Source organism: Enterocloster clostridioformis (genome assembly GCF_020297485.1).
Lineage (GTDB): Bacteria > Bacillota > Clostridia > Lachnospirales > Lachnospiraceae > Enterocloster > Enterocloster clostridioformis.
This window is the reverse complement of record NZ_JAIWZC010000001.1, coordinates 117,204-131,394: the sequence shown is the minus strand read 5'-3', so window position 1 is coordinate 131,394 and position 14,191 is coordinate 117,204. Positions and strand designations below refer to the sequence as shown.

Annotated in this window: 11 protein-coding genes; all 11 read right to left on the bottom strand. The window is 52.1% G+C overall.

Features of this window, described 5'->3' with window-relative positions; translation table 11 throughout:
* Positions 1-15: 15 nt before the first annotated feature.
* A complete protein-coding gene (locus LA360_RS00600; protein ID WP_002594440.1) occupies positions 16-507 on the bottom strand; it encodes a DUF5721 family protein in 492 nt (163 codons plus the stop codon).
* Positions 508-1,144: 637 nt separating this feature from the next.
* Positions 1,145-2,632: a glutamate synthase subunit beta gene (locus LA360_RS00595; RefSeq protein WP_112481614.1), complete on the bottom strand. Its 1,488-nt coding sequence runs from the start codon at positions 2,630-2,632 to the stop codon at positions 1,145-1,147.
* A 15-nt stretch (positions 2,633-2,647) separates the two neighbouring features.
* A complete protein-coding gene (gene gltB, locus LA360_RS00590; protein ID WP_022201597.1) occupies positions 2,648-7,189 on the bottom strand; it encodes a glutamate synthase large subunit in 4,542 nt (1,513 codons plus the stop codon).
* A 133-nt stretch (positions 7,190-7,322) separates the two neighbouring features.
* The gene (locus LA360_RS00585; RefSeq protein WP_002564783.1) at positions 7,323-7,589 is read right to left on the bottom strand and encodes an HPr family phosphocarrier protein; all 267 of its coding nucleotides are present in this window, start codon (positions 7,587-7,589) and stop codon (positions 7,323-7,325) included.
* A 173-nt stretch (positions 7,590-7,762) separates the two neighbouring features.
* Positions 7,763-8,389, bottom strand: coding sequence for an epoxyqueuosine reductase QueH (locus LA360_RS00580; RefSeq protein ID WP_022201598.1), 627 nt, complete (start codon positions 8,387-8,389; stop codon positions 7,763-7,765).
* 155 nt (positions 8,390-8,544) lie between these two features.
* Positions 8,545-9,690 (bottom strand): RNA polymerase sigma factor RpoD, encoded by a 1,146-nt coding sequence (gene rpoD, locus LA360_RS00575; RefSeq protein ID WP_112481613.1) that lies wholly within the window; start codon positions 9,688-9,690, stop codon positions 8,545-8,547.
* Between the two features lie 100 nt (positions 9,691-9,790).
* Entirely contained in the window at positions 9,791-10,717 is a 927-nt protein-coding gene (locus tag LA360_RS00570; protein ID WP_022201599.1) for a diacylglycerol/lipid kinase family protein, read from the bottom strand.
* Between the two features lie 40 nt (positions 10,718-10,757).
* A complete protein-coding gene (gene mutY / locus LA360_RS00565) occupies positions 10,758-11,876 on the bottom strand; it encodes an A/G-specific adenine glycosylase (RefSeq protein ID WP_112481612.1) in 1,119 nt (372 codons plus the stop codon).
* Complete coding sequence (locus tag LA360_RS00560; protein WP_112481611.1) at positions 11,863-12,843, bottom strand: biotin--[acetyl-CoA-carboxylase] ligase; 981 nt, start codon at positions 12,841-12,843, stop codon at positions 11,863-11,865. The genes mutY and LA360_RS00560 overlap by 14 nt, the downstream gene beginning before the upstream one ends.
* Positions 12,844-12,854: 11 nt before the next feature.
* Entirely contained in the window at positions 12,855-13,157 is a 303-nt protein-coding gene (locus LA360_RS00555) for a DUF6637 family protein (RefSeq protein WP_022201602.1), read from the bottom strand.
* Between the two features lie 3 nt (positions 13,158-13,160).
* A complete protein-coding gene (gene argF, locus LA360_RS00550) occupies positions 13,161-14,153 on the bottom strand; it encodes an ornithine carbamoyltransferase (RefSeq protein WP_002587605.1) in 993 nt (330 codons plus the stop codon).
* Between the last annotated feature and the right edge of the window lie 38 nt (positions 14,154-14,191).

Here is a 14,191-nt window from a genome sequence, read left to right as displayed (position 1 = left end):
GAGTCTGCGGGTACGTTAGGTACATATTATTTCATGGGAACGCATGAACTTTGCCACCGCCTTGTCCCACTCATTTTCCAGGGCCTTGTCCATGGTAAAAAAGTTCAGCGAAGTTCCCGTCACACAATATAATGCTCCGTCTTCGTAACGGATATTCAGATAAAGTCCCTGTATCTGTTCACCGCTTATACCGCTTCCGGAAGCGGAAGCGAATTTTTCTGTGTCCGAAGGAGGAAGCAGCAGGACAATATGGAAGCTCCCCGGCAGCTTTTTTCCTTTAATCAGCGAAAAACATACGGGGCGGAGCACCTTCCAGGAGGAAAAGGACTCAATCCGGTTCTCCTCCAGCTCCTCGTCTGTATAATATCCCTGCCTGATGTGTCCGTCGATGGTAAAATTATTATAGGTGACAATGTTCACTTCCTTAACCAGGAAGCTGTCAAAATCTTCCTTCAGGAAAAGTTTGGATGTAAATGTCTTCACATCCTCTGCTTTTAATGCAATCATATTATTCTCCTGCCCTGGGTTACACCACAGGTTTCCAAATTCTTACTCAATTATACAGTTTTTGACTATTGACGTCAAATAGAAACTGTGTGGATTTTTCTGATAATATCAGGAAGTGTTTTAGCGGTTCTTTGGCGGCGCACGGACGGTTTTCCGGCGTTTTTCCGGCTGCTGTTTTCTGCGGAATGCGTTTGACAGGATTGGTATGCGGAGGGGGAGGTTAGTGTCAGGATACTCTGATATTGTCCGATATGCACTGATATTATCTGAGATGCTCTAATATAGTCTGAGATGCTCTGAGATAATCTGAGGTGTTCTGATTGCTTTACTCTAACATATTCTTCCTCTTTTTCATAGTGTCTGAATATCGACTATATCTCATCCAGCGGACTTCGTTTCAGCACGAAATCCATCATTTTCTTGGCCGCCTTCCCGTGATATCTCAACCTGTGGTATGTGAGATAAATATATCTTCCCTTATCAAGCCGCTCCGGGCGTGCCAGTCCGATTCGGTAAAGGTCCGCTGCGCTCCTTCAAGATGGACGGCTGGCACCGTATGCATAGAGTCACGCAAGGCCGGGAAGGTAAGCGAGCTTGCCTTCCCGGCCTTCCATGCCTCTATGCGCACTGCCTGCAGCTAGGACAGGTTTGTATACCCCATCATATCCCTGTCTACGGCTTTGGCGGCTTCGCGGCCTTCTTGTATGGCCCATACTACCAGGGACTGGCCTCTGTGCATGTCGCCGGCTGTGAATATCTGTTGCGCACTGGTGCGGTAGGCGCCGGGTTCTGCAGCTACGTTAGTCCTGGCGTCCAGCTCTACGCCGAAGGCGTCTGCTACGTAGGCTTGGGTTCCTGTGAAGCCGGCGGCTATGAGTACCAGGTCGGCCGGAATTTCACGCTCGCTGCCTTCCACGGCTGCCATGACGGTGCGGCCGGTTTCCTCGTCTTTCCTGGGTACCAGGTTTGTGATTATGGCCTTGCATACCTTGCCTTCCCCGTCTTTTATGAATTCCTTCACTGTGGTCTGGTACTGCCTTGGATCTGAGCCAAACACGCTTATGGCCTCCTCCTGGCCGTAATCTGTCTTGAGGATTCTGGGCCATTCAGGCCAGGTATTATTCTCCGCCCGCTCCACGGGAGGTTTGGGCATCATTTCCAGTTGGGTGACTGAGGCGCAGCCGTGCCGGATGGATGTGCCTACACAGTCATTTCCAGTGTCTCCGCCTCCGATTACCAGCACATGCTTATCCTTTGCCGATATGCAGCTTCCGTCCTCCAGCCCGGAATCCAGCAGGCTCTTGGTGGCGGCTTTCAGAAAATCTACTGCAAAGTATATGCCTGCGCTGTCCCTGCCCGGCACATCAATATCCCTTGGGTTGGAGGCCCCGCAGGCCAGGATGATGCGGTCAAATTCCTTCCTTATTTTGTTGACCCGGTAATTCCTGCCCACATCCGCTCCCGTCACAAAGGTGACGCCTTCCTTCTTCATCACATCCACTTTGCGGTCAATAACCCATTTTTCCAGCTTCATGTTGGGTATTCCGTACATCAGCAGGCCGCCCACACGATCGTTCCGCTCAAATACAGTGACACTGTGCCCCCGTTTATTCAACTGGTCCGCAGCAGCCAGGCCCGCGGGACCGGATCCGATAACCGCCACCTTTTTGCCGGTGCGGATGGAGGGAGGATTTGGGAGGGCATATCCGCTGTCGTATGCCTTTTCGATGATGGCCCTCTCATTTTCCTTCACGGTCACCGCATCCCCGTACAGGCTGCAGGTACAGGCCGCCTCGCAGGGGGCCGGGCATACCCTGGAGGTGAACTCCGGGAAGCTGTTGGTTTTCTTAAGACGGTTGTAGGCCTGTTTCCAGTTGCCGGTATACACCAGGTCGTTCCATTCCGGCACCAAATTGTGCAGCGGGCATCCGCTGACCATACCGCCAATCGTCATGCCTGACTGGCAGAATGGTACACCGCAGTCCATGCATCTGGCCCCCTGGCGTCTCTGTTCCTCCTCACTTAAGGTTGTGTGAAACTCATTCCAGTTTTTAATCCGTTCCTCAGGAGCTTCGCCCCTTCCCACTTCTCTCTCATATTCTAAGAATCCTGTTGCTTTTCCCATGATTGTTCTGCCTCCTTAACCTCTTAAATTGGCGTAAAATGCCTCAATCTGCGCCTGTTCGCTGTTCAGTCCCTTTTCCTCCATCTGTACAATGGCATTCATCATGCGCCGGTAATCATGGGGAACAACCTTCTTGAACCTGGGCAGATATTCGCTGAAACGCTCCAGGATCCGCCTGCCTTTCAGAGAGTTGGTGCAGGCCACATGTTCTTCAATCAGGCCCTTCAGTTCCAGTACATCGTATTTGTTGGTCACCTCCTCAAAGGATACCAGCTCCTTATTGAGACGCTTGTAAAAGCTGCGGTCCTCATCCAGCACATAGGCAATGCCGCCGCTCATGCCGGCCCCGAAGTTTTTGCCCGTGGTTCCCAGCACAACCACGCAGCCGCCTGTCATATATTCACAGCCGTGGTCTCCCACGCCCTCCACCACGGCGGTTGCTCCTGAATTTCGGACACAGAAGCGCTCCCCCGCGATTCCGTTTATGAACGCCTTTCCGCTGGTAGCTCCGTACAGGGCCACATTGCCGATTATGATATTCTCCTCAGCCTTAAAAAGCACGCCTTTCGGGGGATACACCACCAGCTTGCCGCCGGAAAGTCCCTTGCCGAAATAGTCGTTGGAATCCCCTGACAGCTCCAGAGTCAGTCCCCTTGGGATAAATGCCCCAAAGCTCTGTCCCCCGCTTCCATTGCAGCTGACGGTAAACGTATCATCAGAAAGCCCTTCCGGATATTTCCTGGTTATCTCGGATCCGAATATGGTTCCCAGGGTGCGGTTCACATTGGACACTTCCACCTGAAGACTCTTTTTCTGGCCGCTTCCAAGGGCGCTTTTGAATTTTCTTAAAAGCACCTGCTCATCCATGGTGTCCTCCAGGTGGAAATCAAAGACCTGTTTTCCACTGTAACCTGCCACATCCCGGCCTTCATAGGGGTTATCCAGTATCCTGCTTAAATCCACCTGAGAGGCCCGGCCAAGGGGAAGGTTCTCACGCCTCTTTAAAAGGTCCGTGCGGCCCACCAGCTCATCCACGGTGCGCACCCCCAGCCTTGCCATATACTCGCGCAGCTCCTGGGCTATGAACTGCATAAAGTTCACCACATACTCCGGTTTGCCTCTGAAACGTTTTCTAAGCTCCGGGTTCTGGGTGGCGATGCCCATGGGACATGTGTCCAGGTTGCAGACGCGCATCATCACACAGCCCAGGGTTACTAACGGTGCGGTGGCAAAGCCGAATTCCTCCGCTCCCAGCATACAGGCCATTGCCACATCCCTTCCGGTCATAAGCTTTCCGTCTGTCTCCAGAATCACTTTGTCGCGAAGCCCGTTCATAATCAGGGTCTGATGGGCCTCTGCCACCCCCAGCTCCCATGGAAGCCCTGCATTGTAAATGGAATTCCTTGGGGCTGCCCCGGTTCCTCCGTCGTATGCGGAAATAAGGATTACCTGAGCCCCTGCCTTGGCCACGCCGGCGGCCACAGTGCCCACTCCTGCCTCTGATACCAGCTTGACGGATATCCTGGCCCTGGTGTTGGAATTCTTTAAATCGTATATGAGCTGGGCCAGGTCCTCAATGGAATAGATGTCATGATGGGGCGGGGGCGAGATAAGACTTACTCCCGTAGTGGAATGTCTGGTCTTTGCCACCCACGGATAGACCTTTCCCCCGGGTAGCTGGCCGCCCTCGCCCGGCTTTGCACCCTGTGCCATTTTTATCTGTATCTCCTGTGCGCTTACCAGGTAGCGGCTGGTAACCCCGAAACGGCCGGATGCCACCTGCTTGATGGCGGAACAGCGGTTGTTCCCTGCCGGTCCGGGAATCAGGCGGTCCAGGCTCTCGCCGCCCTCCCCAGTGTTGGATTTGCCGTGAATACGGTTCATCGCTATGGCCAGGCATTCATGAGCCTCCTGGGAGATGGATCCATAGGACATAGCCCCTGTCTTAAACCGCCTGACAATGGATTCCACGGGCTCTACCTGGTCCAGGGAGATGCCTCCGTCCTCTGGAAAGTCAAAATCCATCAGGGAACGCAGATGGTACATCTTATCTTCTCTGTCCACCTGGGCCGTATATTGTTTAAAAATATCATAATTACCTGTCCTGGCCGCCTCCTGAAGGAGGTGGATGGTCAGAGGATTATAAAGGTGATCCTCCTCACCGGAGCGGGACTTGTGACTGCCCACGCTTTCCAGGGTCAAATCCACATCCAGCCCCAGGGGATCAAAGGCAGCGGAGTGAAGGGCATCCACATCCCCTGCAATATCCTTCAATGTAATACCGCCCACACGGCTCACCGTATCCGTAAAATATTTATCCACCACATCCTTTGAAATGCCGATGGCCTCAAATATCTGGGCGCCCTGGTAGGATTGGATGGTGGATATGCCCATCTTGGAGGCAATCTTCACAATGCCGTGGAGCACAGCCAGATCATAGTCGCAGACAGCCGCGTAATAGTCCTTATCCAGCATGCCGGAGGCAATCAGGGAACGAATGGACTCGTGGGCCAGATATGGGTTGACGGCACAGGCCCCGTACCCCAGCAGGGTGGCAAAATGGTGGACCTCCCTGGGCTCACCGCTTTCCAGTATCAGAGCCACGCCGGTGCGTTTCTTGGTCCTCACCAGGTACTGCTGCAGGGCCGACACAGCCAGCAGGGACGGAACGGGCACATGGTTCTCATCTATATCCCGGTCTGAGAGTATGATGATGTTGGCGCCGTCCTTGTGAGCCCGGTCCACCTCCAGGAACAGGCGGTCAATGGCCTTTTCCAGGGATGTGTTCTTGTAGTAGGTAATGGGAATCACCTCCACCTTGAAACCGGACTTCTTCATGTTCTTAATTTTAAGCAAATCCGTCTCTGTCAGGATGGGATTCTCCACTTTTAGGATTTTGCAGTTTTCCGCTGCCTCCTCCAGTATGTTGCCCTCCTCGCCCACATAGACTGTGGTGGAGGTCACGATTTCCTCACGTATGGCGTCAATGGGCGGATTGGTTACCTGGGCAAAGAGCTGCTTAAAATAGTTGAACAGAGGCTGGTGCTTCTTAGAAAGCACGGCCAGGGGAGTGTCCACACCCATGGCGGACACTGCCTCCGCCCCGTTAAGGGCCATGGGAAGAATCATGGTCTTATACTGTTCATAGGTGTAACCGTATGTTTTCTGGAGTCTCAGACGTTCTTCGTCCTTCATGGCGGGAATACATTTGTTGGGAACCGGAAGGTCCTTTATACTGCACAGGTTGGAATCCAGCCACTCCCCGTATGGGTTGCGGGACGCGTAGTAGTGCTTAAGCTCATCGTCATCAATGAGCCTTCCCTGCCTTGTGTCCACCAGCAGCATTTTGCCGGGGCGCAGGCGGTCCTTTTTCACCACCTTTGTCTGGTCAATGTCTATGGCGCCCACCTCGGAGGCCAGTATCATGTAACCGTCCTCTGTTATGTAGTACCGGGAGGGACGAAGCCCGTTTCTGTCCAGCACAGCCCCCACCACGTCGCCGTCCGTGAAAAGGATGGAAGCAGGACCGTCCCACGGCTCCATCATGGTGGCGTAATATCGGTAGAAATCCTTTATTTCGCTGTCCATATACTTGTCATTTTCCCAGGGCGCGGGAATGGTGACCATGACAGCCAGAGGCAGATCCATACCGCTCATAACCATAAATTCCAGGGCATTGTCCAGCATGGCGGAATCAGAGCCTTCCTGGTTTATGATGGGCAGCACCTTGTGCATGTCGTACCTGAAATACTCGGATTCCATGTTCTCCTCCCTGGCCACCATCTTATCCACATTGCCGCGGATGGTATTGATTTCGCCGTTGTGGACAATGAAGCGGTAGGGGTGGGCCCGCATCCAGCTGGGATTGGTGTTGGTGCTGAATCTGGAATGTACAATGGCAATGGCCGACTTATAATCTTCATCCTGGAGATCTGAAAAAAACAGCCTCAGCTCACCCACCAGAAACATGCCTTTATACACAATAGTCCTGCTGCTTAAGGATACCACATAGGTGTCCTCGTTGCTCTGCTCAAATACGCGGCGGGCTATGTAAAGCTTTCTGTCAAAATCCAGTCCTGCCTCCATTCCGGCGGGCTTACCCACAAAGCCCTGGGCAATATAGGGCATCACGTCCAGGGCCTTCTTTCCGAGAATCTCAGGCGCGGTGGGGACCACCCGCCATCCCAGGAATGTCATACCCTCCTTGCGCACAATAATCTCAAACATCTTCATGGCCTGGCTGCGAATCAGTTCATCCTGGGGAAAGAAGAACATGCCCACGCCATACTCCCTCTCGCCTCCTATCTGAAAGCCCAGAGGTTCTGTCACCTTCTTAAAAAATCCGTGGGAAATCTGGAGCATGATTCCCACACCGTCCCCTGTCTTGCCCTCGGCGTCCTTTCCTGCCCTGTGTTCCAGATTTTCAACAATATGAAGGGCCTGGTCCACTGTGTGGTGGCTCCTGATACCCTTAATATTGGCCACGGCGCCGATGCCGCAGTTGTCGTGTTCAAAACGTGGTTCATACAGTCCGGGCTGTTTCTGTTTGGATTCCATAAATATTTCTTCCTTTCTTTGTATAAATGGGGGATTTTATAAACTAAATTCAAAAAAAGACGGCACCTGTCTCTAGGTACCGCCTGCGGTCATTCTCGTGAATTTCATTTAATTATGTTGCTGCAAAAGCAGATTACATCTCGCCCAATCCGCTCTCAATGGCCTCGGTCAGGGTCTTCATGGCCTCTTCCTCGTCCTCGCCGTCACAAATCAGGTTAATCTCAGTGCCGCACTTAATTCCGGCTGCCATAACGTTCAGAACGCTCTTAGCAACAATCTTCTTCTCCCCACATTCAATTGTGATGTCGCTCTTGAACTTCATAGCTGTCTGTGAAAGAACTCCTGCTGGTCTTAAGTGCAATCCGGATGGATTTACAACCGTTAATGTTTTGCTGATCATAATACACTCTCCTTATTCACTATTTTGTACTCTTGGACACTGCCCATGTCCCTTATGAAAGATTCTATTACATCTGACTTCCTATGTCAAGTTAATCGGAAAAATCCTAAGCAACTTTTTCACAATCTCAGGGTCAGAAAAAAGCGCCGGCATTATTCCCGCAGCCGCGATTTTTACGCTTCAGCCCGTGAATAGACACAGCCGCAGTAATCCTGACGGTAAAGTCCGTACAATGCGGATAATTCCACAGAACGCTTATAGCCGTTTTTCTTCTTAAAATCCGAAACCAGATAAGGGATTCCATACTGGCCGGCCAGTCTGCATCCGATGTCATTGAGCCACCGGGCATTCTTTAAGGGACTGATGGATAGGGTGGTCGTGAAAAAATCAAAGTCCCCTGACGCGGCCTCTCTGGCGGCGCGGTCCAGACGCAGTTCATAGCAGCGGTGACACCGCTCCCCTCCCTCCGGATCCTTCTCATGGCCCCTGGCAATAGAGAAAAATTCCTCCGGTTCATAGCTGCCTGCCAGGAACCGGACCGGCCTTGCAGCAGCCATTTCCCGTATCAGCCGCTCCTGTTCCTTCACCCTGGCCTCATACTCCGCCTCAGGAAAAATATTGGGATTGTAATAATACACGGTCACATCAAAGTATTGGCTCAGATATTCCAGCACATAGCTGCTGCAGGGAGCACAGCAGCTGTGCAGCAGCAGCTTAGGGATGCGGCCCTCTCTCTGCAGTCCCTCTATGAGCCTGTCCAATTCCTTCTGGTAGTTGCGTTTTTGTCCCGGCTGTGTCATTTCTTTGCCATCCTTTCCTGAATCCACTGTTATTTTTACCTGCCAAAAAGAGAGGCCGCCCGTTTACGGCCTCTCTTTTGAATTGCTCCCGAATTTTCTGACCATAACAAACACACCAGAAGCCTTTTGAGTCAGAAGCACCTGTATGGTAAGACCTACAGGAAATCCCTGATTCGTTTGCTTCTCACCGGATTGCGCAGCTTTCTGAGAGCCTTGGCCTCAATCTGGCGGATGCGTTCCCTGGTTACATTGAATTCCTTGCCCACCTCCTCCAATGTACGTGGATGGCCGTCCTCCAGTCCGAACCGCAGCACAATCACCTGGCGCTCCCTCTCCTTAAGATCTCCCAAAAGGGCGTCGATGTGTTCCCGCAGCATAACGGATTCCACATTGCCCTCCGGCGTCACCACGTTGTTGTCCGCCACGAAATCACCCAGGTTGGAGTCGTCCTCCTCACCAATGGGCGTTTCAAGGGAAGCCGGCTCCCTGGCAATCTGCATGATTTCCATAACCTTATCTTCCGTCATATCAAGAGCCTCTGCCAGTTCTGTAACGGAAGGCTCATAGCCCAGCTCCAGCGTCAGCTTTCTCTGCATCTTGGACATCTTGTTGATGGTCTCTACCATATGCACCGGTACTCGGATTGTCCTCGCCTGATCTGCCAAAGCCCTTGTAACGGACTGGCGGATCCACCATGTAGCATATGTACTTAGTTTGTAACCCTTTGTATAGTCAAACTTTTCCACGCCCTTGATCAGTCCTAAATTGCCCTCCTGTACCAGGTCCAGAAAGCTCATGCCCCTGCCTGTATAGCGCTTTGCAATGCTGACCACAAGACGCAGGTTAGCCTCGATTAACCTTTCTTTTGCAAACTCATCGCCGTCAGCCTTACGCTGGGCCAATTCAAGTTCTTCGTCTGCCGTAAGAAGGGGCACGGTGCCAATTTCTTTGAGATACATGCGGACCGGGTCCTCTGTTCCGATTCCCTCTAACAGGTCCACTGCATCCAGGTCGATTTCTTCCTCTTCTGCATCTTTAATGAAGCTGTCGTCGTCTAAATCCAGGTCCAAATCAATGTCATCAAGCAGAACAGTGTCCTCGGTAAGCATCGCTTCGTCCAGTACGGGAACCACATCAATGCTGCGGCCCTCCAGGTAACTGTAAATTTGGTCCATCTGTTCCGGTGACAGATTATCCCCGGTAAAAAAATCGTTAATCTCCCCTGCATCCAATGTGTTGTGTTTGGTTTTTGCATGTTCGACCAGCTTTTCCAGCTTCTTTAAAAAATCGTCCTTTTCCACTGATAAACGTCCTTTCGCTTAAAGGTAAATGTGGAAACTCCCACAACTTATCATTATATACTATCGAAAACCTTATTTCAACAATTTTCGACATTATTTTTTATTCTATCTGTTTCCGCCCTGATTCCTCTTCCGGATGATTCCTCAACAGAATCTGTACGTTCTCCCTGATATTTCCAATGGTGACCTCGGTCCTGGAGCCGCCGTATTCGCCGTCCAGCACCCAGTCCACCTCCTGTTCCGAAGTAAGGCGTATGGATGATGTCTTGAACTTATGCACATACTCATTTGGTTCTTCCCTGAGAAACATATAGGAGATAATATTGCTCAAATCCACCGGTGTCCTCGGCATCCGTATGAGCAGCACCTCAAAGAGACCGTCATTGAGAGCCACAGACTGATTCACCAGTCCCTTAAACCCGCCCACACTGATGGTATTGGTCACCATGCCAAAGGCAAAATCCTCCTCCAGCACCTGTCCGTCCCACTCCACCTTCATATGATAGGGCTTCAGTCCTGCCAGACTCTTTACACCTTCCAGCATGTACGCCTGGTGTCCCAGGAGGTTCTTCCTGTCCTGGGATGTCAGATAGGACACTTCCGTAAAAGCCCCAAAGGCCGCTATATACATAAAATTCCTGTCTTCACAAAAGGTTCCGGTGTCAATGGCAAAGGGGGTTCCCTCCACGATATCCCAGGCAGCCAGAGGCATGCGCTTGGGTATTCCCAGGCTGGTGGCAAAGTCATTGGTGGAGCCGGCAGGAATATAGCCCAAAAGCGGCATTTTCTTAAGCTTCATCATCCCGGATATGGTTTCATTGAGGGTGCCGTCTCCGCCGCTGCACACCACCACATCCACCTTTTTGCCCAGCCTGGCCACCACGTCCATGGCATCCTTCTGCTTTTGGGTCACATGGACGCGAAGCTCGTACCCGGCCTTGGTGAAGATGTCCAGTATTTCCATCAGCTGTCCCTTAATCTGTTCCTTACCGGAACGGGGATTGAATACAAACAACATTTTTTTCATCCTGCATTCCTCCCTTTCAGTGTAACCATTTTTGTCAATCTTATCCAATCAGCTTTGTATATGCATTAAATGCATTGGGCAAAGCGTAGGTTTGCTCCAGGTCCTCCCTGGATACCATGAAGCAGGACAGAGGGTTCTCCTCCTTTGAGAGAACCACCCTGTACCCGGTCATGTGCCACTCCACATGGGAAAACACATGCTTTGCCTCCGGCAGCTGCTCCACCGACTCCACTTGCTCCCGGTCAAGTCCCAGCACCTGCGGCACTGCCTCCCCGGAAGCCTTTCCCTCAATGTTGGGAAGCTCGTAGAGGGAAGCCAGCAGCCCCTTGGGAGGGCGCTTGCGTATGGCCACCTTATCCTGGTATTCTATGATAAAAACGGTCCGTTCCTCAATCTTCCTCGCCTTATCCGGAGATTTGTACGGAATCTCCTTCCACCAGCCGTTTTTTCTGGTAAGGCAGATGGATGCCAGGGGACACTGGCTGCATCTGGGTTCGCCGCCCGGTATGCACACCAGGGCTCCGATTTCTATGAGTCCCTGGTTGTAATGGCTGGCCTCATCCCGCGGCATCACGTCCTTAAGCTCTGCCTCGATGCCAGCCTTCACAGAGGCCTTTTTTATATCCTCCCTATCCCCCAGGACCCTGGATATGACGCGGAGCACATTGCCGTCCACAGCCGGCAGCGGAATGCCGTAGGCGATAGAGGCAATGGCCCCCGCTGTATAGCTTCCGATTCCCGGCAGCCGGATCAGTTCATCAAAGGATGCAGGAAGGCAGCCGCCGTATTCTGACATAATCATCCGGGCCGCTGCCTTTAAATTTCTGGCCCGGTTATAATATCCCAGGCCTTCCCACATCTTCATGAGATAATCATCTTCTGCCTGTGCCAGATGTGACACAGTGGGAAACGCTTCCATGAAGCGCTCAAAATAGGGCTTGACCGCCTCTACCCTGGTCTGCTGGAGCATGATTTCCGATATCCATACCCGGTATGGCTCCGGGTCATCCCTCCAGGGAAGGGAACGGGCCCTGGATGAATACCAGGCCAGCAGGGGGCGTTCCATGAAGCTGAGCCGTTCCCTGCGTCCAAGGGGCATCTCCTCCCTCTCCAGTACCTGGAGGCGGTCATACAAATGTCCTGTATCATACATATCCATATATACCTCTTACCGATACCTCTCCTGAAATGACGGCTGATACATTTCCGTCCTCCCGTCTGACCAAAAGGCTGCCTTCACCGTCAATGCCCAGGGCCTTTCCTTTATATTGGCCTCTGGGGTCCAGTACCAGAACCTCCCTGCCCAGATTGACAAGTGACTTATTGTAGTCATCCCTAAGACCTGACATATCGCATGTTTTCATGAAGATATCATAATAATATTCAAAATTATCCGCCACCGCGGCAATGACTAAGCTGCGCTTGATGCTCCTGCCCGCTTCCAGCTTAAGAGAGGTGGCAGTGGCCTTGATTTCCTCCGGAAAACCATCCATATTCACGTTGATTCCGATTCCCGGAATCACATAGCGGATGCATTCCACCTCCGTGCTCATCTCCGTAAGGATTCCGCATATCTTTTTTCCATTCAGCACCGCATCGTTGGGCCATTTAATCATAGCCTCAAGTCCCGTACTCTCCTTCACACCCCTGACCACTGCCAGTCCTGCGATAAGAGTCAGCATGGATGCGCTCATAGGAGACATGGACGGCCTGAGCACCATGCTCATCCATATGCCTGTGCCGGCCGGGGAGACCCAGCTTTTTCCCCTCCGCCCCTTTCCCGCTGTCTGGCGGTCTGCCACCACCAGTGTTCCGTGGGGGGCTCCCTCCTCCGCCAGTTTTCTGGCCCTTGTATTCGTGGAATCCGTCTCATCAAAATATACCAGCCTGGTCCCAATCCACTGCGTATGAAGCATGGATGCAAGCTCAGCCTGGGTTATGACATCAGCACCTTCCACAAGACGGTATCCCCTGTTCCGGACCGCCTCTATTACATATCCTTCTTCCTTCAGTTCACCTACTGCCTTCCAGACAGCAGTGCGGGAAACTCCCAGCATCTCACACAGCCGCTGTCCGGACAGGTAATCCCCGGTGCTTTTAAGCATCCGTAAAATTTCTGTCTTCATATGCCGCTCCTCTATGCCCAGATACTGACGGCGCTTAAAATGCCAAGGACCATAAGTCCTGCCGCCAAAGCCAGCTGCAGGATGCTGGCGCCAAACTTCTTCTTATCCCTTCCTCTGGTCTTAAGCTCAAATATTCCGTTTACCGCGTTTAACAAGGCTGCCAGTAAAAACACCAGAGGGAAAAGCATATGATTTCCCTCCGGGTTAATGAATGACAGCACAGCCAGGATTACAATGGCAATCCCAAGCATCAGGTGTACCATGTCCAGGAATACCCCGGAATGGCGTTCACTCCGTCCTCTCTGTCCCTGCATATATTATGATTCTCCTAACGTTGCCAGCATAACTGCTTTGATGGTATGCATCCGGTTCTCAGCCTCGTCAAACACCACAGACTGGCCGGACTCAAATACTTCGTCTGTTACCTCCAGTTCGGACACATGGAAACGTTCTCCCATCTCCTTGCCAATCTTGGTCTTAAGGTCATGGAATGAGGGCAGGCAGTGCAGGAAAATGGCCTTAGGTCCAGCCAGGTCCATGACAGCCTTTGTCACCTTATATGGAGTCAGGTCCTTAATTCTCTCCTCCCATACCTCGTCAGGCTCGCCCATGGATACCCACACATCCGTATCAATGATATCCGCTCCCTTAACAGCTTCCGCCACATCCTCGGTGAGGGTAACGGAACCGCCGCTGGCCGCCGCATAGGCCTCGCATTCCTTGACCAGGGATGGATCCGGGAAATACTTAGCCGGAGCGCAGGCCACGAAATGCATGCCCATCTTTGTGCAGGCAATCATCAGGGAGTTACCCATATTATAGCGCGCATCTCCCATATACACAAGCTTTAAGCCTTTCAAACATCCCAAATGCTCGCGGATGGTCAGAAGATCCGCTAACATCTGGGTAGGATGGTCCTCATTGGTCAGGCCGTTCCATACAGGCACACCGGCGTACTTTGCCAGCTCTTCCACGATTTCCTGTCCGAAACCACGGTATTCAATACCCTCATACATCCTTCCCAAAACCCTCGCCGTATCTGCAATGCTTTCTTTCTTTCCAATCTGTGACCCTGACGGATCCAGATAGGTGGTACCCATACCCAGATCATGGGCCGCCACCTCAAAGGCGCACCGCGTTCTGGTACTGGTTTTCTCAAAGATAAGGGCCACATTCTTTCCGCGCAGCGAATCTGCCAGCACTCCCTTTTTCTTTTTATCCTTCAGGTCCGCTGCCAAATCCAGCAGGTATGTAATCTCCTCCGGTGTATAATCCTTCAGTGTCAAAAAATGCCTTCCTTTTAAATTCATAGCGTCCTCCCTATTCCGCCACCCATGTCCTGCCATGG